Here is a 20617-nt window from a genome sequence, read left to right as displayed (position 1 = left end):
CGGGGCGCCTCGCCACTCATGGGGGGTTGAGAGGGAGGCGCCCCGGCCGGCGCCCGAGACCGGGGGTCAGGTCACGGTCGCGTGCGGAACGTGATCGTCGTGGTCGCCAGGGGGTTGCCGAAGGCGTCCCGGATCGCGGTGCTGCCGCCGGTGAGGGTCAGCCGGTGGAGCGTGTTGGCCGCCAGGGTCGGGTTGGGGTTGACCGTGATCCTGGTGCCGGCCGCGTTGACGCTGACGACCGAGGCCACCGTGGCGCCCGTCGCCTGGTTGCGCAGGACGACCGTGGCCTCGCTCGCACCGATGACGCGCTCGCTGGTGTTGACCACGAGGTTGGCGCCCCGGGCGATGTTGGTCGCGCCGTCCACCGGCGTCGACGACGTCACGGTCGGCGGGGTGGTGTCGGAGGTCGCCGTGAAGTTGACGACCGTGGTGGGGAGCCGGACCCCGGCGGCGTCGCGGATGCCGTTGGCGCCCGTCCCGACGAAGGTCAGGGTGTAGGAGCCGCCCGGCACCAGGTTGGCGTTGGGGTTGACCGTCACCGTCCGGGTGGCGTCGTCATAGGTCACGACCCTGCCGACGAGGGCGCCCGTCGCGTTGTTGCGCAGCTGCACCGCAGCGGTCCAGTTCGGGCTGGTCACCGAGCGGCTGAAGCGACCGCTCTGGTTGTCGGCCACCGGCACGTTGACCGCGTTGTTGGTCGGCGTGGTCGACACCAGCCGGGGGAACGCCGTGTCGGGCGTCACCGGGTTGGACTCCGCCGACGGGTCGCTCGCGCCGGCGGCGTTCACCGCGACCACGCGGAAGGTGTAGGCCACGTCGTTGAGCAGCCCGGTGACGACCGTGCTGGTGGCGTTGCCCGCCACCCCGGTCACCGTGCGCTCGACGGCTCCTGCCCGGATCACCTGCACCCGGTGCTCGGTCGTGGGCTGGGCGCCGTTCGCCGGACCTGCCGTCCACCGCACGGTCGCCGAGGCGTCGCCGGCGGAGGCCGTGCCGATCACCGGTGCCGACGGCCGCGTGACGGCGTCGACGGTCTGGTCGGAGAAGCGCAGCAGCTCGACGTTGCGCAGTCGGTCGGTGCCGTCGGTGCCGACGTTGTCGGTCACCGTCAGCAGCGATCCGTCCGAGCTGATCGTGTAGTTCGCTCGGGGGCCGGTGAAGACCGCGGTGTCGCGGTCCGTTGCTGCGGGGGAGCGCAGCACCTCCCGGACGATCACGATGTTGCCGGGGTCGACGGTGCGGGCGAAGACCGCTTGCTGCAGGGTCGTGGTGCTCCCGGCGAGGTAGGGCTTGCGCATACCGTCGGCCGAGCCGATCTCGCTGGCGGGGTTCGCCGGGTCGGTGCGCACGCTGAGCCGGGCGTTGAGCCAGGCGTCGCCGTCGATGAGGTCGTCGCCACCCCGACCCTCGATCAGGTCGCTGCCCGTGCCACCCAGCAGCAGGTTGCCGCCGTCGTACGACGTGGTGCCGGGGGGCAGCACGCCGGCCAGGCCGGTCACCCGGCTGATGCCCTCGGCCGTCAGCTGGTGGTCGGTGCCGATGTCGTCGGCCGTCCGGTCGTCGCCGCGCAGCACGTCGTCGAACTTCCAGCCCGAGAGTGACTCGACCAGGTCGAAGCGGTCGCGGTTGGTCTCGACGCCCGGGGGGAGCAGGCCGGTGAAGTCCATGTCGGAGTCAGCAGGCAGTGGGTCGTCCTTGTGCGTGACGAAGTCGAAGCCGAGCATGCCCTCGCTCCGCTGGATGCCGGGGCCGGCCATCATGACGTCGTCGCCACCCTCGGCGTCGTAGTCCTGCTCGCCGCCGTCGCCGTTGAGGACGTCGTGGCCGGGCTCGTTGGGGTCGTCCTGGAAGGGGGCGCCGTTGTCGCCCTGCAGCAGGCTGAAGGGACCCTTGCCGTCCTCGATCCAGTCGTCCCCGTCGTCGCCGAAGACGGTGTCCTCGGCCTCGCCGGCGTAGACGAAGTCGTCACCAGGCCCTGCGAAGGTCTCGGTGATGTCGTTGCCACCGACGACGAAGTCCTTGCCGCGGCCACCCTGGTTGAGGTCGCCGCCGAAGCCCTGGCCCGAGGAGAGGGCGTCGTCGCCGTCCCCGCCCTTGAGGGTGTCGTCGCCCGCCAGGTCCTGCAGGATGTCGTCGCCGAGCCCGCCGACGTGGTGGTCGTTGCCGTCGCCCCCCTGCATCCAGTCGTCACCGTCGTTGCCGCGGATGGTGTCGTCGCCCTCGCTCGACCACACCCGGTCGTTGCCGGCCGTGCCGTTGAAGACGACGTGCTCGCCCCCGCCGAAGCGGATGGTCCCGTCGGGCATGCGGGTCAGCAGCGCGCTCTCGTTCCACGCCGTGTCCGGGTCGTTGGTCACCGCGCCGCTGGTCCCGAGCCGGTCGACCTCGAAGACGTAGTCGGGGCGGGAGAAGCCGTCGGCCGGCAGGCTGGTGACGTCGGTGTTGCGCATCACCAGCTCCGAGAAGGAGTTGCCCTCCAGCTGGGTCAGCAGGTTCAGCCCCGCCGTGCGCGAGAGGTAGTAGAAGCGGTCGCCGTCCTGCAGGTCCTCCAGCTGGGTCTCGAAGACGTAGTTGAAGGTGGCGCCCAGCATGCCGCCGAAGACCATGGGCTTCTCGGCCAGGCCCCCGACCCACAGGTCGATGTCGTCGACGCCCGTGACGGTGCGCCCGCCCTCGTTGGCGTAGGGGCCGGCACCGTTGAGGAAGTCGTAGGCGTCCTGGATCCGCGCGTTCTGCTCCTCCTCCTCGGGAGTCTCCGGCAGCGGCAGCTGCGGGGTGGCCGCGAGCTCGAGCAGTTCCTCGGCGGCAGCGCGCCGGGCGGTCAGGGAGCCGGCTGACCCGATGCTGTCGTGGGTGCCGTACGCGGCGATGAAGTTGGTCAGCGACTCGGGGTGACGCAGGGAGAAGCGGAGGTCGGCCCAGCTCTCGTACGGCGTCAGCGCGGAGTTGGCCGTCTCGTCGTAGAAGGCACGCCTCGCCTCGTTGAGCCGCGGCACGCCTGCGTCGCGGGCACGGGCGAGGTTGATCGTCGCCAGGTCCAGGGGCAGTCCGAGCAGGTTGTTGCGCAGGGCCTCGACGACGAACTCGTCGATCTCCTCGCCGACCTGACGGGTGGTGCCGCGCACCACGGCTCCGGCGGCCTGGTCCGGGGTGAGCTCGCCCGCGGAGCCTCCGTCGGTGAAGGCGGGCGGGTTGAGGAAGGCGTCGATGAGACCGACGTCGTTCCTGCTCCCGTTGGCGTTGGTGCGGGCCACGGTGTCGGTCAGCATGGAGTGGCCGAAGCGGTAGACGGCGTGGGCGAACTCGGCCCGGATGGCGGGGTCGATGGTGGTCCGGTAGCCGGTGCCGCCCTCGCCGAAGACGTTGACCATCGGCTGGACCTTGCGGGCGAACTCCTCGAAGACCAGGTGCTGGTACTCCATCTCGGTGACGAAGCGTGCCGCCTGGAAGAGCTTCTGCCCGTAGTCCCAGCCCGCGGGGCCGGCGCTGCCGTGCCACGCCGCGATGTTCTCGGGGGTCTCCAGCGTCGTGATGAGGTCGTCGATCTCCGCGACCAGCCGGTTGTGCTCGGAGTGGAAGACGTGGTGCACGGAGGTCAGCCCGATGTTCTCGTTGGCGCGGCCGTCGCCCGCGACGAAGTGGGCGCCGAGCATCTCGTCGTCGTAGGTCGTCGGGTCCCCGTCGTCGGTGGTGCCGGCGTCGCCGTCGGGGTCCAGCGGCACGACCGGGCCGGGGCCGTCGGCCGGGTTGCGGTCGCCTGTCGGTGCCGCGTGGTGGGCGATGTCGTCGAGGAAGGCGTGCCCGGTGCGCACCACGTCGTCGGGCAGCGGCGTGCCGTCGACCTCGGTCGACACCAGCCCCGACTCGGTGACCAGCTGGGGCCGGCCCTCCGGGGAGAGCGTCAGGTTGCCGTAGGGGTCGGTGGCCAGCAGGGGCACGTTGGTGACGTCGGTGTCCTCCAGGACCACGCCGAGCTTGTCAAGCGCCTCGGCCTTGACCTCGGTCCAGGGGGCCAGGCCCTCGCCGTCGGACCCGCCGAGCAGCCGTCCGCTGGCGACCGGCCTGCCGTCGGTGGCGGTCGTGTACTCCCGCAGGAAGGCCTGGTGGGCGGGGTGCGAGGTGTAGGTCTGGTTCTGGTCCACCACCGAGGTCGTGGTGTTGGTGTGCTCCTGCACGTTGTCGGCCGTCTCGTCGGCGGGCGTGGCCGGGTCGTCGGCCAGGATGCCGTCGGGACCGGGCTGGTTGGTCGCGCGGGTGAGGACCATGAAGTTGGTGGGGCTGCCGGGGCGGTAGAGCGGGTCCGCCGGGTCGAGGGGCATGAAGACGCTGCCGCCGCCCTTGGTGACCAGGTCGAGGCCGTGGTCGAAGAACTGGCCGAAGAGCGTGAAGAGCGAGTTGTACGGCGCCGAGAGCCCGACGTCGGGGGCGACGTTGGGGATCGACAGCGTGCCCGATGCGTCCGGGGTGGCGTCTCCCGCGGCGGCGACCGCGGCGGGGTTGCCCCCGGTCTGGTCGACGATCAGGTTGCTGATGCGCCGCGGCTCCGGGTCGACGACGGTGCCGCGCTTGCGGGTGTAGTCACCGCGGAACTTGGCGGGCACCAACCTCGGGAAGGTCGTGTCGGCGGCCCCGAACTCCTCCTGGCCGGGGATCAGGTTGTTACAGGTCCCGTCGACCGTGCGCAGGCCCCACGGGAGCTGCGCGCCCTGCTGGTTGCCGTTGGGGATCTGGTCGGGGTCGCTGCCCAGCAGCGTGCCGCAGGGGTTCTCCGGGGTCCGGGTGGCGGCGTGCCGCTCGGAGATGCGGATCTGTCGCATGATGAAGCGCAGGTCCGACCGGTTGAGGTTGAAGCCCTGGCCCACGGCCGCCGCCCCGGAGGCGGCCGGCGTCGTCGCGGGGCTCGGCACCACCGTCACGAGACCGACCAGGAGCGCCGTCGCCAGCGAGCGCCCCAGGAGGCGGCGGGGGTGCGGAGGCCGTGCGTGCTCGCGTGTGCTCGCGTGTCGTCCCGTGCTTGCGTGTGTGGCCATGGTCCTGGTCCCCTCTGCGGCAAGCCGGCTCTGGCGTGGTCCCGCCACGCTGCCGGGCGGCCCTTGGAAAACCCTTGGAGCGCGACGCCGGATCAGGGCGCGCGACTAGCGAGGCGCCGGTGCTGCGGCGTGCACGACCTCGTCCGTGCCCGGGTGGGGTGCGGACGACGACCGGAGGCGCCGCAGCAGCGCGGCGGCCACCGCCAGTCCCGAGAGCGCCGCCAGCCACCACAGCGGCGACGGCACCCAGGTGTCCTCGACGCTCTGCGCCGGCAGGGCGACCTCCGGCACCACCGGGACTGCGGTCGTGCCCGCCCCGACGTCCTGCCCCGAGGGAGCGGAGCCCGAGGTGGTGCCCGGCGCCGGGCCCGCGCTCGCGGGGGCGTCCGCCGGCGCGCGCACCGAGAAGGCGAGCTCGCCCACCACCGTGTGACCGTCCGCGCTGAGCACGCGGTAGGTCACCGCGTGCCGCCCCGGTCGCTGCAGGCGCAGGGGCACCTCGACGCTGGGACCGTCGAGGGCCGGGCGGCCCGTGCTGACGTCCCTCCCGGCAGCGTCCCGCACCAGCACCTGGGCCTGTCCTGGCACCAGCGGATCCGAGAAGACCAGCACCAGGCGCTCGGTCCCGAGGGCGACGGTGTCGCCCGCGCGGGGCGTGCTGCCGACCAGGTCGCTGTGCGCCCGTGCGGGGGCGGGCCACACGGCGAGGAGCACGGCCAGCAGCAGCGCCAGGGCCGAGAGCCGCGCGACCGCCGTCGCCGAGAGGTCGTCGACTCGGCTGCGCATGGTCCCTACTCCTCGCCGGGGGAGTCGGGCGCCCCTCCGCGCGCCGATGGTGCCGACCTCACCTTGGGCGCACCTTGCCGTGCCCCGCTGTCGTGCATCGACCGCCACAACGCGGCCGCCTGCGTGGAGAAGGGCCGGCCGCCGCGCGCCGCGGTCCGGATGCCGTGGAAGAGCTCGTCGGCCGGGTCGCCCTTGACCAGGTAGCCGCACGCCCCTGCCTCGTCGGAGTCCTTCAGCAGCGTCGGAGAGCACGACGAGCTCAGCATCACCACCTTCAGGGTGGGGTGCAGGCGGGTCAGCGCCCGGGTCGCCGCGATGCCGTCGACCTCGGGCAGGTGGACGTCCATCACCACGACGTCGGGCAGCACCGTGCGCACCATCTCCACGCTCTCGGGAGCGTCGGCCGCCGCCCCGACGACGGTCAGGTCCTGCTCCTGGGAGAGCAGCTCGACGAGCACCTCGCGCACCAGCCGGTGGTCGTCGACCAGCATCACCCTGGTGACCATGCGCGCTCCTCCGCTCCGCCGCCTCCCGGTCGGAGTCTCGCCGTCGCACCTTGGGGCGCGCTGGGAGCTCAGCCGGCCATCGACACCGGGAAGCGGGCGAACAGCTCGGTGCCACCGCCGTCGGTCCGGCGGACCTCGAGGCGGCCGCCCACGTCGCGCAGGGTGTCGGTGAGCAGCCGGAGGCCCAGGTGCCCCTCCGGGCTCAGCCCCGGCCGGTCGCCCGGCCCGACGCCGTCGTCGACCACCCGCACCTGCACCTGCGCCCCGTCGGTGGTGAGCGCGATGCGCATGCTGGTGGCGCCGGCGTGCTTCACGACGTTGCGCACGCCCTCCCGGACGATCCGGTAGGCGAGCTGCGCGGTGTCGGGCGGCAGGGTCAGCCCGGGGTCGACGTCGATCTCCACGCGCAGCCTGGTGGCGGCGGCCTCGGTGTGCGCCAGCTGCTCGACGGCCCGCGCGAGTCCGTCCCCCTCGAGGTCGGGCGGGTAGATGTCGGTCATCAGCGAGCGCAGCGCGACGACGTTGCGCTGCACCAGCTCGGTGGCCCGGTCGAGCAGGCTCCGGGCGATGGCCCGGTCGCCGTCGGGCTCCAGGTGCCGCCCCAGCGTGGGCAGCGTGTAGACCAGACCGGCCAGGTCCTGCACCACGCCGTGGTGCAGGTCCTCGGCGATGCGGCGCCGCTCGATCTCGGAGGCCAGGACGGCGTGACGCATCAGGTCGGCCCGCTCGGCCTGGGCCCGCTGGACCCGGCGGCTCAACGAGACCGCCAGCGGCAGCACCACGAGCAGCAGCAGCACCAGGGAGCCCACGATCAGCGGCACGAACGAGAGCACGATGGTGCGGGCGTTCTCCTCCATCCGCTCGGTCGAGAGGTAGGCCTCGAAGACGACCGGCACTCCGTCGGCGTCGAAGGCGCCGGCGTACACCTCCAGGAGCTCGCCCTCGCCCTGCTCCGCGACGTTCTCCTCGCGCTCGAGGTCGGAGAGCTCGGCGGTCGCGTCCCGGGTGCCGAAGAGCGCCGTCACGTCGTCGTCGAGCTCGAAGGTGCGACCGGCCAGCTCGGTCTGGTCGGTCCAGATGAGGCGACCGTCCTGGTCCCAGATCTTCACGTGCCGCACGCTGCCGTCGCGCATGCGGTTGGCCATCACGGTGTCGAGCTGGTCGGTCGCCCCGGGCTCGCCGGCGCGGACGCGGGCGTCGACCAGCGGCGCGGCCAGTCGGTTGGCGATGCCCATCCCCTGGATGCGGGCGTCGTCGAGCGCCTTGGCCCGGGCGATCCGCTCGGCCAGCACGAGCGTGGCGACAGTCAGCAGCACGAGCGCGACGACGCTGAGCATGGTGAAGCGGACGAGGGCCGCCCTCACCTCCGGCTCCGTGGTTCGCTCCGGGCGTCGCCGGCTCCGGTCGCGGTCAGCGGCCAGCCGGAGCATCGAGGATCCCGAGTCTCCCCGCCACCGCGACGGCCTCGAGCTGCGAGTGCGCGCCGAGCTTGGCGAGCAGGGTCTTCACGTAGCCGCGGCACGTGTGCACCGAGATGCCGAGCAGCCGCGCGATCTCGGTGACGGAGCGACCGTCGGCGAGCAGCTGCAGCACGTGGGTCTCGCGGGGCGTCAGGGCGGGCAGCGGAGCCTGGTGGTGGTGACGGCTCGGCGACCCCTCGGCCACCAGCGCCGGCAGCAGGCCGGGGTGGACGTAGAGCTCGCCGAGGCGGGCGTGGCGCAGCGCCCGGAGCAGGTCCGGGAGCGGCTCGCCCTTCGGCAGCAGGGCGCACGCCCCGGCGGCCGCGGTACGGCGCATGACGCTCGCGTCGCAGTGCGCCGTGAGCACGACGACGCGCAGCGACGGGATCTGCACGCGCAGCTCCTCGGTCAGCCGCAAGCCGTCCTCGGGGCCGAGGTCGACGTCCATCAGCACGACGTCGGGACGCGTCTCCAGCACCCGGGCGCGGGCCTCGGCGGCATCTCGTGCCGTGGCGACGCACGCCAGGTCGGGCTCGTGGTCGAGCGCCAGGCGGACGAGGTCGGAGAAGGTGCGGTGGTCGTCGACGACGACGACCCGCAGCGGCTCCCCTCTGCGGGCCGCGGGCACGTGCACGCACATGACCATCCCCCTTGTTCCGGGCCCTCCAGCCCTCCGGAACCCCCCGAGCGGGTGTCCCGCCAGTATCGATGCTCTGGATCGATCGTCAACGGCTGGACTGCACCACCCCGTCCGCGGGACTGGCGGTGTGGGCCCGGAGACCCGTCAGGCAGGCACGAGCTGTGCGGCCAGCCGGGTCCAGGCTCGATCGCTTTGCGATACTTCGACCCCCGGAGTCGCCAGCACGGCTTGACGCAACAGGCGGACCAGCATGTGGACCTCCTCGCGCGCGTCCGTGCCGGCGTCCGCCGCTCCCTCGTCGCGGAGCAGCTGCAGGTAGCACCGGGTCGTCTCGCGCGAGGGGTCGACGCCGAGGTCCTCGCCGAGGCGGTGGCGCAGGTCGAAGAAGCTGCGCAGGGCCTCGGGTCGCCGGCCGCTGCGGTGCAGCGCGCTCATCAGCGTGCGCACGGCCTCCTCGGCGTGCGGGTCCGACACGAGCGCCGCCCGTGCGTGACGGATCGCGGCCTCGTCGAGGTCGAGGGCGAGGGCGAGGGCGGCGGCGCCGCTCCGCGCGGCCACCACCTCGCCCCGCACCCGGTCCCGCTCGCTCGACGCCCAGGACGCCGTGAGGTCGTCGGCCAGCAGGTCGCCCACGGCCAGGTCGAGGGCCTCCTCGTACCGACGGAGCCGCGCCTGCGGCCCGAGGGCGGCCGCGTGGGCCTCCTGGAGCAGTGAGCGGAAGCGGGCGAGGTCGACCTCCAGCAGCACCGGGTCGATCCGGTAGCCCTGCTGGACCGTGACGATGCCGCTCTCGCGGCCACGGCCCCCGAGGCTCCGGCGCAGCACGCAGACGTAGCTCTCGAGCGTGGCCAGGTGGCTGCGTGGCGGGCGACCCTCCCACAGCAGGTCGGCCAGCTGCTCCTTGGAGACCGGTGCCCCCGCGGCGACGGCGAGGATCTCCAGGATCTGGCGGGGCTTGGCCCCCCCGAGGTCACGGACCGGACCGGCGGCACCCACGACTGTGGTGGATCCGAAGATGTTGACCTGCATGTGTCCGCCCCCTGCTGCTCGTCGGTGGCCCCAGTCTCGGGACGGCGCGCGACGACCGGCAGCCGTCGGTGCGGGGGGTGCCGTCGCCGATTTCGAGGGGGTGGCACCCCCCCATCCGCGGGGATGCACGCGGGGGGTGCGGGCACGCGAGAGGGGCGGGTCGCACCCCCAGGAGTGCGACCCGCCCCTCGGCGGTGCTCACCTCCGTCTGAAGGTGAAGCCTGTCGCGCTGCCGCCCACGGCGCTGACGGCGCTCACCGTCGTCGTCGCAGCGGGTGGCGTGACGGTGCCCGCCCCGCGGAAGGTCCAGGCGCCCACCGCGTCGACGTTGGCGAAGCCGAGGACCTGGCCCGTCAGGCTGCTGCCCAGGACCACCGCGACCCGCTGACCGGCGAGCACGCTGGAGGTGCCCGACACCCGCCACTCACGGCCGGCCCGGAACTCCGCCGCCGTCAGGGCGAGGGTCTCCGCTGCCGGGGTGATGGTGACCTCGTCGGTCGCCTCCTGGCCCGACTGGCCGGTGACCGTCAGGCGCAGCACCACCGGCGTCGAGCTGGTCGTGTACGACGGGTTGGGCCCGGTCGTGCTCGTGGGCAGCGGCATCAGCGGCATCACGAACGACGGCGACGCCGTGGTGGCACCGGTGAGCGACACCGGCGGCCCGCTGACCTGCGACCACGCGTAGTCGTCGACCAGGGTGCTGGCCGAGCCGTCGAGGCGCACCGTCGCGCCGCGACGCGCACTCTGGTCGGGGCCGGCGTCGGCCGTCGGCGCCGGTGCCGGGTCGGTCGGGTCGGGGACGACGACGTTGACCTGCACGACGACCGGCTCGCTGGTGCCCGCCGGTCCGCTGGCGACCAGCTCGAAGGCGAGCGGTCCGGCGTACCCGCTGGGTGCGGTGAAGGTCGCCACCGACGCGTCGGCGCCGTTGAGCGTGACCCGGTTGGCGTCGGTGACCGGCACCTCCACGGTGGAGGGCTCGGTGCCGACCGACCCGTCCGGCAGCGTGACCTCGACGTCCTCCGTCGCGAGGGCGGGCACCTGTCGCCAGGCGTAGCTGCTGATGGTCCCGGTCGACCCCGTGCCCGTCAGGGTGACGCGCTGTCCGGGGGCGGCGTCCGTCGGGCTGGCGAAGGCCGCCGCCACGGGCGCCTCGGCCTCGAAGCCGCGCCCCGCCGCGCTCACGGGCACGGTGCTCGAGCCGCCCTTGTCGGAGGTCACGGTCACCGTCGGCGTCGGCGCCACGGTGCTGACCTGCGCGATGCCGTCCTCGAGCGGCTGGCCCATCACCGTGAGCCGGCCGGGGGAGGAGTCCTGGTCGCTGGAGCTCGCCTGCACCGTCAGGAGGTCGGCGTCGGCGTCGTAGGTCGCCCGCGTCACCGTCACCACGTCGGTCAGCCGCACCTGCTTCTGCGCCACCGGTCGGTCACCGACGTTGGCCAGCGTGAGCGAGCGCCCGTCGGGGGACCGGTCGATGCCGTAGCGCCCGTAGTAGACACCGCGGTCGCCCTCCATCCGCGTCTCGACGAAGCCGAGCCCCGCGTCGAGCACGTGGAGGGACTGGCCGGCGTCGGAGCCGGCGTAGACGTCGACGAAGCCGTGCCCGTCGGCGCCCACGCTGTAGGTCGCCGCCCGCGCGTCGACGCCGGCGTTGGTCGCCTTGCGGCCCTGCACGCTGAAGAGGTCGGTGTGGGCGAGCTCGGTCCAGCTGCCATCGGCCTCGCGCCGCTCCACCGAGACGTAGTTGGTGCCGTAGGGGCTGCCGACCACCGGGTGGGGCACACCGGGGTCGCCGACGTAGCCGGCGGGGGCGGCGGGAGCCACCGCAGGGTCCCAGGTGAGGAAGGGACCGATGCGGCTGGCCAGCGCCTGGCCGAAGACGCCCGGGGTGGTGCCGATGTCCTGGGTGTAGTTGATCCCGTCGCCCTGGACGTCGAAGACGTCGACGCCGTAGGGGTGCGTGACGCGGTACTCGCCGTCGGCGATCCCCTTGTCGCGGATGCGCACCCGGCCGAAGACCATCTGGTCGCCGTCGACGACCTCCTCGGCCGCCCAGGCGCCCTCGAGGTCCATCCCGACGGTCATGTCGACGCCGCCGCCGGTCACCTCCGCGCCTGCGAGCTGGTAGAAGAACTCCCCGGGGAAGTTGTCGGGGTAGGAGACCGGGGCGTCGGGGTTCGGCACCTCGTCGGGGAGGGTCGAGCAGAGCGGGTCGTCGAGCGTCGTGCACGCCTCGAGCCGGACGCCGTTGCTGTCGCGGTACCACGCGGGGAAGCCGTGCTCGGCGGTCGGGCCGACCTCGGTGAGGCGCCCGCTGCGGACCTTCAGGGTCCCGTCGGGCTCGGTCGGCGCCACCGGTACGCCGTGCGCGGTCGCGGTCAGCGCGACGGTCAGCGCCACCGCGACGAGCGTGACGAGGCGTCGCCGGCGACGCAGGTGGTGCTCTCGGGGGAGGCGGGGGGCGCGTGGGGACATGGTGCTCAACTCCTCGGTGGGCCGACACCCGTGCGGCCCGCTTGGGTGGCCGAGCCTCGACGTCGCACCTTGGGATCACCTCGGACCGCCCGTCCCAGGGTTTTCCCAACCCTGGTGCCGGAGCCTCGCGCGCATGGACGCGACCGGCTCGGCGACGGGTGTGCACGACGCCGCCGGTGTCCGACGCCGTCCGGCCCGCACGGCCGTGCTGGTCGCCGTGGTCGCGACGGTGGTGGCGACGACGACCGCGACGGCCGCGCTGCTGCTCGGCGGCGGTGCGCCCGCCGAGCTGCCGGCGGGCATCGCGGATCCCGGTCGGGCCGCGGGCTGGGCCCTGCGGGGCGTGCGGCTGGCCGGACTCCTGGCCGCGATCGTGGCGGTCGGATCGGTGCTGGTGGCGGTCGGCCCGGGTCCCGGAGGGACCTCGCCGGCGCGCTGGGAGGAGTGCCGGCGCTCGGCGCGCCGTGCGGCGGCGGCGTGGGCGCTGGCGGCGCTCGTGGGCTACGTGCTCGTCGTCGGCGACGTGGCGGGCGCCGCGCCCACGGCGCTCGATCCCACTCTCCTCGCGCGCGGGTGGACGACGCCCGCGGCCGCGGCGCAGCTCGCCACCGCCGCCGTCGCGGCCGGGGTCGCCCTCGCCTCGTCCGCGTCGTCGAGCCCCGCCCGCGCCCCGGCCCTGCTCGCGGCGTGCCTGCTCGGTGCGTTGCCGGTCCCAGTGGCTGGCCACGCGGGCACCGCCTCCGACGGCGGGCTCGCGCTGGGGGGCCTGGTGGTGCACGTGGGGGCAGCGCTGCTGTGGACCGGGGGCCTGGCCGGGCTGCTGCTGCACCTGCGGAGCGACGTCGAGGGGCTGGCGGCCGGCGCGAGGCGCTTCAGCCGGCTGGCCCTCGGGGCCTACGTGGCCCTGGTGGGCTCGGGCCTGGTGGCGGCCAGCGCCGCGCTGCCCTTCCGGGGCGAGGGGTGGAGCGGTCCCTGGACGAGCGGGTACGCCGCCGTGCTCGCGGCCAAGGTGGTCGCCGTGGGGGTGCTCGGCGCGATCGGCGCCGCCCACCGGCGCCGCACGCTCCCGCGGCTGCGTGCCGGTGAGACGGGCATCTTCGTCCGGCTGGCGTCGGTCGAGCTGGTGCTGATGGCCGCGGCCGCCGGGCTGGCGACCGCCCTCGCGAGGACCCCGGTGCCGGCCCCGGTGGGCGACGTGCACGCGGCCGCCGGCGTGGTCGGGCGGCCCACGGCGACAGGTCTGCTCACCCAGTGGCGTCCCGACGCACTGGTGCTGGTCGTGCTGGCCGTGGCCGTGGGCGGCTACCTCCGCGCCCGACGTCGGGTGGTCGCGCGCGGGGATCCCTGGCCCGCTGCTCGGACGGCGTGCTTCCTCGGCGGGATCGCCCTGGCGGCACTCGCGCTGTGCTCCGGCGTGGCCGTCTACGCGCCGCTGCTGCTCAGCGTGCACCTGGCCCAGCTGGTCGTCGTGCTGCTGCTCGTGCCGGCGCTGCTCGTGCTCGGTCGGCCGCTCACAATGGCGCGGGTGGCCCACGGGTGGTCGCCGCCGGCGTACGTCGGGCGGGTGCTCGACCGGCCCTGGTCGGGGGCCGCCGCGGCCAGCCTCCTGCTGGCGCTGGTCCACCGGTCGCCGCTCACCGTGTGGTGCCTGGAGTCACCGTGGTGGCACCTGCTGACCGTGGTGGCCGCGCTGGTGGCCGGCCTGCTGCTGACGTGCCAGCTGCTGGGGGAGGGAGTCGGACCGCAGGTGAGCGCGCGCAGCCGCGGCTGGCTGGTGGTCGTGGCGGCCACGCTCGGGGTGTTCGCGCTGCAGCTCGCTCCGGGCGGGCGGCTGCTGGCCGGCGACTGGTTCCTGGAGCTGCGGCTCGGCTGGAGCGAGCCACGCGCCGACCAGCGCCTGGCGGGCCGGCTGGCCGGGGTCGTCGCGCTGGCCCTGCTGGTGGTGGCGGTCCTGCCTCGTCAGTCCGCCGACAGGGTGCCGGGCAGCGGCCAGATCGACGTGAGCACCCGTCCCTCCAGGTCCTCGGCGGGCACGGCGCCGTAGTCGCGCGAGTCCACGGAGTTGCCGCGGTTGTCTCCCAGCACGAGCACGTGGTCCGGCGGCACCACGAAGGTCCGGCTGTAGTAGCCGTCCACCGAGCCGGGGTCCACCCAGGCCTCGGCGACGGCGCGGCCGTCGACGTGCAGCACGCCGTCGAGGACGACCACTGACTCGCCGGGGAGCCCCACCACGCGCTTCAGCGTGCGGCGTCCGTGGCGAGGCTCGGCGAAGACGACCAGGTCCCACCGGTGCAGGGTCGCGATCTCGGGCGCCCGGCGGGAGACCAGCACGACGTCTCCGGCCTCGAGGGTGGGCGCCATGCTGGCGGACTCGACCCGCACCGGCACGGCCACGGTGGCCCGCACCGCCGCGACGGCCCCCACGAGGAGCAGCAGGACGGCGCCGAGCGCAGCGCCCCTGCTCACGTGGCCGGTGCCGCGAAGACCGGGTGGTTGGGGTGCGTGGACGAGAGGTCGACCGAGCCGTCAGCCGCGGCGACCAGGAACTGCCCCATCATGTCGTGGTCCTCGTGGGCGAGGTTGTGGCAGTGGATCATGTAGCGGCCGCCCCGGTCGCCGGTCGCACCCGCCGGGCCGGTGGAGCGGCCGTCCGGGTACTGGCTCGGCGCCATGCCGTACTGCACCAGCACCTCGACGATCTCTCCCTCGCCGACGTAGACGACGTCCTTGGGCCCGCGCTCCCAGGGCTGCACGCGGCCCGCTCCGCCGCGGCGGCGCAGCAGCCGGAAGTCGACGAGGTGGATGTGCAGCGGGTGGAACCACCCGCCCGACTTGTTCTCGATCCGCCACACCTCGACCTCGCCGGGCCGGGGCGGCGTGCCGCGCTCGTCGACGAAGAGGTTCCAGTCTCGCGCGACCACGTCGTCCCAGGACATCCCGTTGATGAGGAACTCGTTGGTGACGTCGTCGTGCTCGAGGTCGATGTCGCGCACGCGTCGCGAGGCCGACTCGGGGATCGACATCACCGGGTGCAGCTCGCTGGCCGGCGGTGCCACCACGGCGTTCCACCGGGTGTCGGTCGGCTCGCCCGTGACGCGCAGCTGGAGCACCTTGTTGGTGTGCAGGTAGTCGACGTTGTTCTTGTTGCTCGTGTTGCGCAGCTCGACCCGGTCACCCACCCGGCAGCTGCCGAGGTCGAGCATCACCTCGTAGCGCTCGGCGCCCGCGTGGCGCCAGTTGGTGACCTGCTGCGGCGTCATCACCCCGCCGTCGGTCGCCACGACGTACGTCGGGACCACGGCGTTGGTGCGGGTGTTGACGAAGCGCAGGTTCATCGAGCGCGACAGCGTGGCCAGGAGGATCCGGAAGCGGTAGAAGCGGCGCTCCACGTCGAGGTAGGGCCAGGGCACGCCGTTGACCGTGACCACGTCGCCGTAGAGCCCCGAGCGGTCGCGGTCCATGTAGGCCAGCGAGCCGTCCTTGGCGAACATCGCGTCGCTCACGACGAGCGGCACGTCGTACCGGCCCTGCGGGAGGTTCTCCTTCTCCCACGGGTTCTGCAGGTGGTACTGCGCGAGCATCCCGCTGTAGACGTTCCACGCCGTCTGGTGGGCGCCGTGGTCGTGGTACCAGAGCGTGCGCGGTCCCTGGTGGTTCGGGTACCAGTAGTCCTTCTGGTGCCCGGGCCTGGTGACGTCGTCGGCGTAGCCGTCGTACTGCGGCAGCGACGCCGACCCGTGCAGGTGCACCGACGTCGCCACCGCGTAGCCGAAGGTCGGGTGCACCGGCGGGAGGTCGTTGACGACGCGCAGGCGCACCCGGGTGTGCTGGTCGACCTTGATGAGCGGGCCGGGCACCGTGGGTCCCGCGCCCGGGGCGGCGTACCCGAAGACGGTGGTGCGCGGGGCGCCGGCGTCGAGCACCTGTGCCGAGGCCGACCTCTGGGTGATCTCGTAGTGCAGGAAGTCGCCGTGCTCGTCCGTCATCGGGGTGGGGGTCAGCGGCTCCGGCACGGGCAGCCGGCGGGCGAAGCGCGCCGGCTTCGGCGAGGTGCTGATCCAGTCGGCCGTGCCCGCGGACTCGCCGAGGGGCACGGTGAGGCCCAGGGCGGTCACGCCGGCGCCCACGCCCCCGATCTTGAGCACGTCGCGACGGGTCAGTTCGGTCATGGTCCGTGGCCTCCTGCGCGCCATCGCGCGCCCTCGCAGTCACGCACGAGGGTGCGAAGGCGTCCTTGGGCCGGCCTTGGGCTCAGGGAGCCTGGTCTGGTCCGGGTGACTGCGGCTGCGTCAGCGTCCGGGCCAGGACGGCGGCCCCGGCGAGCGCGCCGGCCGTCAGCCACAGCACCCCGGCGGCCCCGGCGCTGACCGCGAAGGCGCCGGCGGCGGTGGGGACGACGACCTGACCGAGCCGGTTGCCGGTGAGCCGCAGCGACATCGCCCGCCCACGGAGGCCGGGCGGCGTCGACTCGGCCAGCCACGACATCGTCATCGGCTGACCCACGCCCAGGCCGAAGCCGGTCACCGCCACGATGACGACGAGCACCCACGTCGGGACGGGTGCGGGCAGCAGGGCCGTGCCGGCCGCGGCGAGCGCCACGCTGCCGACCAGCAGCCGGGTGCGGCCCACCAGCGCGACCAGGCGGCCCAGGAAGAGCCGCGAGGCCATCGAGAAGCCGGCGCGCACCGAGAGCAGCACCCCGACGGTGCCGGCCGCGATGCCGCGCTCGGTGCCCAGCGCCGGGAGGTAGACCAGGCTGATGTCGACGGCGGCCAGCACGATCGAGCTGACCGTCAGCGCGCGGAGCAGCCCGGCACGGCGCAGCAGGTCGCGCACGGAGCCGACGCTCTCGCCCGGCGCCACCGGCGAGGGTGAGCGGTGGGGCAGCGCCGCCGTCATCACCAGCAGCACCGTCGCGACGGCGGCGGTGGCCAGGAAGATGGCGTCGGTGTCGGGGATGGTCGCGGTGCCGCCGAAGAGGACGATCAGGCCCGGCCCGACCGCCTGGCCGCCCGAGGCGACGAAGGTGTAGCGCCCGAAGGCGGTGTCGAAGCCGTGCGGCCGGGTGGTGTTGGCGACCCAGGCCTGCTGGCCGACCACGGAGCTGAGGTGGCCGACCCCGAGGGTGACGGTGCCGGCGAGGAGCCCCGCCACGCTCCCGCCCAGCACGCTCAGGCACACCGTGGAGGCCACGATCAGCAGCGCGCCGAACACCATCAGCGACTTCTCGCCGTAGCGGTCGGTGAGGTGGCCGACCGGCACCGCGAGCACCAGCGGGACGACGGCGAAGCTCGCGCCGATCGCGCCCAGCCACGACGCGGCGACGTCGAGCTCGATGGCGCGGTAGATCGCCGTGGGCCGCAGCACGAAGGTGATCGCCTGCACCAGCAGGGTGACCACGAAGAAGGCCACGAGGCCGGTACGACGCCTCACGGCTCCCCGGGCGACGTGGTGGTGCGCCGTCTCCCCATGCGCCGCAACCTACACACGGCCACGGCCACGGCCCGGCCCGGTGGAGGCGGGTCCCTGCAGAAAACCTCAACAGAATGCTTAACAACCTGTTGAAGATTGAGTACCGTCGGAGGGGCGACGGCGCTCGGGTCGCCGGAGTGCCACAGCGTCAGCCGAGCACGACCGGAGGAGACCACCATGACCACCGACGAATCGACCGTCCAGGACCGCCAGGTCGTCGACTGGACCGACCTGGGCCGCGAGATGTGGAACTTCCTCACCGGGCGCAGGGCCGCGATCAACTACCGCTTCGTCGACATGACGGTGGAGGTGCCGCGCGACACGGGCCCCTCCTCGCCGCGGGCCACGTGGAAGATCGACGGCACGCTGCAGATCTCCACCTCCGACGCCGTGTACCCGCCGCAGGCCTGAGCCGTGACCCGCGTCGCGGCACGCCACCGGCACGAGACCAGGGTCGTGGCCGACCTGAGGGTCTCGGTGCGACCGGAGGGGCGCGAGCCGATCGGGCTCTCGCTGAGCGGGAGCGGCTCGCGGCTGACCCTGCAGGTCGACGACGCCAGCGCCTTCGCCGGGCAGCGCGACGCCGTCGGCGTCCGCGACATCGCCGACATGCTGGCGCGCTGGGGGCTCGTCATCGACGTCGTTGACACGCGCGGGCGGCGCCTGCTGAGCGTCGGCGACGTGCGCGCCCCGTGGTGGCAGCGCCCGGTGACTCGCACCCGGCACCTGCGGGTGGCCGCCTCGCGTGGGGTGCTGGCGGCGCTGCGCGGGCGCACGCGCCCCTCGCAGCAGCTGCTGCCCAGCGGCGGCGTGGGCGTGCCGCCCACGCCGCTCCCGATCGCGCCGACCTTCCTGCGCCGCCAGGTGCGTCGCATCGCCTCCACCGACACGGCGTACGGCGGGGGCTCGCCGCGGCTGGTGCTGCTGCCCGCCGACGGGATCTGGCGCCCGGAGCTGCCCACCTTCTGGCTGCAGCAGGCCACGACGACGATCGGGTCGGACCCGTCGTGCACCGTGGTGCTGCCCGGCCTCGCGCCCGTGCACGCCGAGGTGCGGGTCGAGGAGGGCGACGAGTACGTGCTCGTCGCCCGCGACCGGCGTACGTCGGTGCACGGCGAGCCGGTCACCCGGCAGGTGCTGCGCACCTCGGCCCGCATCCAGCTGGCCGAGACGGTGCTGACCTTCGTCCGCGAGGAGTTCGCCGACCACGGTCGTCCCCACGGCGGCCGCGTCGGCGGCGAGCTCGGCCGGCAGCGCCCCCAGCACGGCTGACCCCCCCTTCGCCGAGAGGTCACTCCCTGACTCCCGAGAGGTCACTCCCTGACCTCTCGGCGGTCAGGGAGTGACTCCTGGGCGGTCAGGGAGTGACTCCTGGGCGGTCAGGGAGTGACCTCTCGGCGGGGTCACGAGGGAGGGAGGCCGGCGAGGCGTCGTACCAGCGCCAGGCCCGCAGGGGTCCCGGGCCAGTGCCGCTCGAGCGCCTGCGGGCCCGCTCGCCGGACGACGGACCGCAGCACCAGGGCGAGCACGACCACGTCGTCGGCGTAGCCGATCACCGGCAGGAAGTCCGGCACCAGGTCGACGGGGAGCAGGAGGTAGCCGAGCAGGAGCCACAGCCGCCAGCGGACGCCGCGGGGGAGGTCACCGTCGGCGGCGAGACGGCGGACGAGGCGCGCGACGTCGGGTCCGATCCGCAGCAGGTCGCGCGGCGAGACTTCACGCGGTGACGAGCGGGCGGCCAGGAGCAGGCCGCCGACGAGCAGCAGCCACACGACGAGGAGGGCGCCGGCCGTCGCGCCGGCGACGCCCCACCAGGACCAGTCGCCCGGACCGCTCATCCGGCTCTCGGCGCGGCGTCGACCTCCTGCACGTGCTCATCCTGCTCCACGGTGGCCCGACGACGACGGCGGGCGTCCCAGCGCAGGGTCACCGCGGCGAGCACTGCGGCGACGACGGAGCTGAGCAGCACGGCGACCTTGGCCAGGTCGACGGTGGCGCTGTCGGCGTAGGAGAGCTCGCCGATGAGCAGCGAGACGGTGAAGCCGATGGCGGCCAGCAGCGCCACCGGCACGAGGTCGCGCAGCGTCGTGGAGCCCTGGAGCCGCAGGCCGGGGAGGCGGGTGGCGAGCGCGGCGCCGCCCAGGATGCCCAGCAGCTTGCCGCCGAGCAGGCCTGCGACCACGGCGAGGAGCAGCGGCTCGCCCAGCAGCGCGAGGCCGCCGCCCTCGCCCACGACGGTCACGCCCGCGGCGAAGAAGGCGAAGACGGGCAGGGCGAGCGCGGAGGACAGCGGGCGCGCGATGCCCTCGTAGGTGTGCACCCGGGCGTGCTCCTCCCCGTGCCGGGCCGTGGCGGGGACGACCATGCCGAGCAGCACGCCGACGATCGTGGCGTGCACGCCGGACTCGTGGACGAAGACCCACGCGGGCACCGCGACCGCGACGAGCAGCAGCGTGCTGGCTCGCTGACGCCGCGCCAGGAGGGCGAAGAGCGCCACGATCAGCAGGCCCAGCGTCAGCCAGCCCAGGTGGAGGTCGCTGGTGTAGAAGACGGCGATGATCGAGACCGCCAGCAGGTCGTCGACGACGGCCAGGGTCAGCAGGAAGACGCGGATCGCCGAGGGCAGCCCGCGGCCGAAGATCGCGAGCACGGCGAGCGCGAAGGCGATGTCGGTGGCGGTGGGGATGGCCCAGCCGGAGGCCAGGTCGGGGCGACCGCCGATCCTCAGCACCGTCAGGAAGAGCACCGCCGGGACGATCATGCCGCCGACGGCGGCCACGACCGGGACGGCGGCCTCGCGCCAGTTGCGCAGCGAGCCGGCGACGATCTCGTGCTTGAGCTCCAGGCCGACCACGAAGAAGAAGATGGCCAGCGCGCCGTCGGCCGCCCACGCGCCGAGGCTGAGGTCGAGCCGCAGCGCCGAGGGTCCGACGACGGTGTCGGTCAACGCGGCGTAGCCCTCGCGCCACGGGGAGTTGGCCCACGTCAGGGCGAGCGTGGCCGCGAGGATCAGCAGGACGCCGCCTGTCGTCTCGCGGGAGAGGAAGGACAGCGCGGAACGATGGCGCGAGATGGCCGGCACGGAGAGCTCCTGGTCGGTCGACGTGGCAGAGGCCCGGGACACAGGTGTCCCGCAGCCGCCGACCAGACTTCCCGGCTCTCCTCTGACCATCATGCCCGCCAGCCGCCAGCCGCCAGCCGCCAGCCGCCAGCCGCAAG

General features: G+C 74.0%; 15 protein-coding genes. 3 read left to right on the top strand and 12 right to left on the bottom strand.

Annotated features, from left to right (window positions below; genetic code table 11):
- Positions 1–71: 71 nt before the first annotated feature.
- The 7 genes from IG63_RS0104900 to IG63_RS0104870 form a co-directional block, all read right to left on the bottom strand.
- Positions 72–5030: a peroxidase family protein gene (locus IG63_RS0104900; protein WP_084596618.1), complete on the bottom strand. Its 4959-nt coding sequence runs from the start codon at positions 5028–5030 to the stop codon at positions 72–74.
- Between the two features lie 105 nt (positions 5031–5135).
- On the bottom strand, positions 5136–5816 hold the full coding sequence (locus IG63_RS0104895; protein WP_051706154.1) for a copper resistance CopC family protein: 681 nt from the start codon (positions 5814–5816) through the stop codon (positions 5136–5138).
- Between the two features lie 5 nt (positions 5817–5821).
- Entirely contained in the window at positions 5822–6322 is a 501-nt protein-coding gene (locus IG63_RS0104890; RefSeq protein ID WP_051706153.1) for a response regulator, read from the bottom strand.
- Between the two features lie 68 nt (positions 6323–6390).
- Positions 6391–7686: a sensor histidine kinase gene (locus IG63_RS0104885; protein ID WP_157210023.1), complete on the bottom strand. Its 1296-nt coding sequence runs from the start codon at positions 7684–7686 to the stop codon at positions 6391–6393.
- Between the two features lie 46 nt (positions 7687–7732).
- Positions 7733–8422, bottom strand: a complete 690-nt coding sequence (locus IG63_RS0104880; protein ID WP_030483260.1) for a response regulator — start codon at positions 8420–8422, stop codon at positions 7733–7735.
- 144 nt (positions 8423–8566) lie between these two features.
- Complete coding sequence (locus IG63_RS0104875) at positions 8567–9451, bottom strand: AfsR/SARP family transcriptional regulator (protein WP_051706151.1); 885 nt, start codon at positions 9449–9451, stop codon at positions 8567–8569.
- A gap of 198 nt (positions 9452–9649) precedes the next feature.
- Positions 9650–11926, bottom strand: a complete 2277-nt coding sequence (locus IG63_RS0104870; RefSeq protein ID WP_030483258.1) for a PKD domain-containing protein — start codon at positions 11924–11926, stop codon at positions 9650–9652.
- 133 nt (positions 11927–12059) lie between these two features.
- On the opposite strand from IG63_RS0104870, the gene IG63_RS0104865 reads away from it, so the two are divergent.
- A complete protein-coding gene (locus IG63_RS0104865; protein ID WP_030483257.1) occupies positions 12060–13970 on the top strand; it encodes a cytochrome c oxidase assembly protein in 1911 nt (636 codons plus the stop codon).
- Here the strand turns inward: IG63_RS0104865 and lepB are convergent.
- The 3 genes from lepB to IG63_RS0104850 all read right to left on the bottom strand — a co-directional run bounded on the left by lepB (position 13886) and on the right by IG63_RS0104850 (position 17359).
- A complete protein-coding gene (gene lepB, locus IG63_RS0104860) occupies positions 13886–14392 on the bottom strand; it encodes a signal peptidase I (RefSeq protein WP_036194405.1) in 507 nt (168 codons plus the stop codon). The two genes, IG63_RS0104865 and lepB, sit on opposite strands and share 85 nt — an antisense overlap.
- On the bottom strand, positions 14389–16095 hold the full coding sequence (locus tag IG63_RS0104855; RefSeq protein ID WP_036194403.1) for a multicopper oxidase family protein: 1707 nt from the start codon (positions 16093–16095) through the stop codon (positions 14389–14391). Before IG63_RS0104855 ends, lepB begins: the two co-directional genes overlap by 4 nt.
- 82 nt (positions 16096–16177) lie before the next feature.
- On the bottom strand, positions 16178–17359 hold the full coding sequence (locus tag IG63_RS0104850) for an MFS transporter (RefSeq protein ID WP_051706150.1): 1182 nt from the start codon (positions 17357–17359) through the stop codon (positions 16178–16180).
- A 216-nt stretch (positions 17360–17575) separates the two neighbouring features.
- On the opposite strand from IG63_RS0104850, the gene IG63_RS0104845 reads away from it, so the two are divergent.
- A complete protein-coding gene (locus tag IG63_RS0104845) occupies positions 17576–17809 on the top strand; it encodes a hypothetical protein (RefSeq protein WP_030483253.1) in 234 nt (77 codons plus the stop codon).
- Between the two features lie 45 nt (positions 17810–17854).
- A complete protein-coding gene (locus tag IG63_RS0104840; RefSeq protein WP_157210021.1) occupies positions 17855–18670 on the top strand; it encodes an FHA domain-containing protein in 816 nt (271 codons plus the stop codon).
- Positions 18671–18801: 131 nt separating this feature from the next.
- Here IG63_RS0104840 and IG63_RS0104835 read toward each other — a convergent pair whose 3' ends face one another.
- A complete protein-coding gene (locus IG63_RS0104835; protein WP_030483251.1) occupies positions 18802–19236 on the bottom strand; it encodes a YkvA family protein in 435 nt (144 codons plus the stop codon).
- Positions 19233–20480, bottom strand: a complete 1248-nt coding sequence (nhaA, locus tag IG63_RS0104830; protein WP_051706255.1) for a Na+/H+ antiporter NhaA — start codon at positions 20478–20480, stop codon at positions 19233–19235. The genes IG63_RS0104835 and nhaA overlap by 4 nt, the downstream gene beginning before the upstream one ends.
- Positions 20481–20617: the final 137 nt, after the last annotated feature.

The sequence above is a fragment of the Nocardioides aequoreus genome (assembly GCF_000720335.1).
GTDB lineage: Bacteria > Actinomycetota > Actinomycetes > Propionibacteriales > Nocardioidaceae > Marmoricola > Marmoricola aequoreus.
The sequence above is the reverse complement of the archived record's forward strand: the minus strand, read 5'-3'. Positions and strand labels throughout refer to the sequence as shown.

What these genes read in the sequence shown, in the direction of transcription:
- IG63_RS0104875 (WP_051706151.1), bottom strand. Translation starts at nt 9,451, where the DNA reads ATGCAGGTCAACATCTTCGGATCCACCACAGTCGTGGGTGCCGCCGGT.
- IG63_RS0104870 (WP_030483258.1), bottom strand. Translation starts at nt 11,926, where the DNA reads ATGTCCCCACGCGCCCCCCGCCTCCCCCGAGAGCACCACCTGCGTCGC.
- IG63_RS0104895 (WP_051706154.1), bottom strand. Translation starts at nt 5,816, where the DNA reads ATGCGCAGCCGAGTCGACGACCTCTCGGCGACGGCGGTCGCGCGGCTC.
- IG63_RS0104880 (WP_030483260.1), bottom strand. Translation starts at nt 8,422, where the DNA reads ATGTGCGTGCACGTGCCCGCGGCCCGCAGAGGGGAGCCGCTGCGGGTC.
- IG63_RS0104855 (WP_036194403.1), bottom strand. Translation starts at nt 16,095, where the DNA reads ATGACCGAACTGACCCGTCGCGACGTGCTCAAGATCGGGGGCGTGGGC.
- IG63_RS0104835 (WP_030483251.1), bottom strand. Translation starts at nt 19,236, where the DNA reads ATGAGCGGTCCGGGCGACTGGTCCTGGTGGGGCGTCGCCGGCGCGACG.
- IG63_RS0104890 (WP_051706153.1), bottom strand. Translation starts at nt 6,322, where the DNA reads ATGGTCACCAGGGTGATGCTGGTCGACGACCACCGGCTGGTGCGCGAG.
- IG63_RS0104900 (WP_084596618.1), bottom strand. Translation starts at nt 5,030, where the DNA reads ATGGCCACACACGCAAGCACGGGACGACACGCGAGCACACGCGAGCAC.
- IG63_RS0104865 (WP_030483257.1), top strand. Translation starts at nt 12,060, where the DNA reads ATGGACGCGACCGGCTCGGCGACGGGTGTGCACGACGCCGCCGGTGTC.
- IG63_RS0104845 (WP_030483253.1), top strand. Translation starts at nt 17,576, where the DNA reads ATGACCACCGACGAATCGACCGTCCAGGACCGCCAGGTCGTCGACTGG.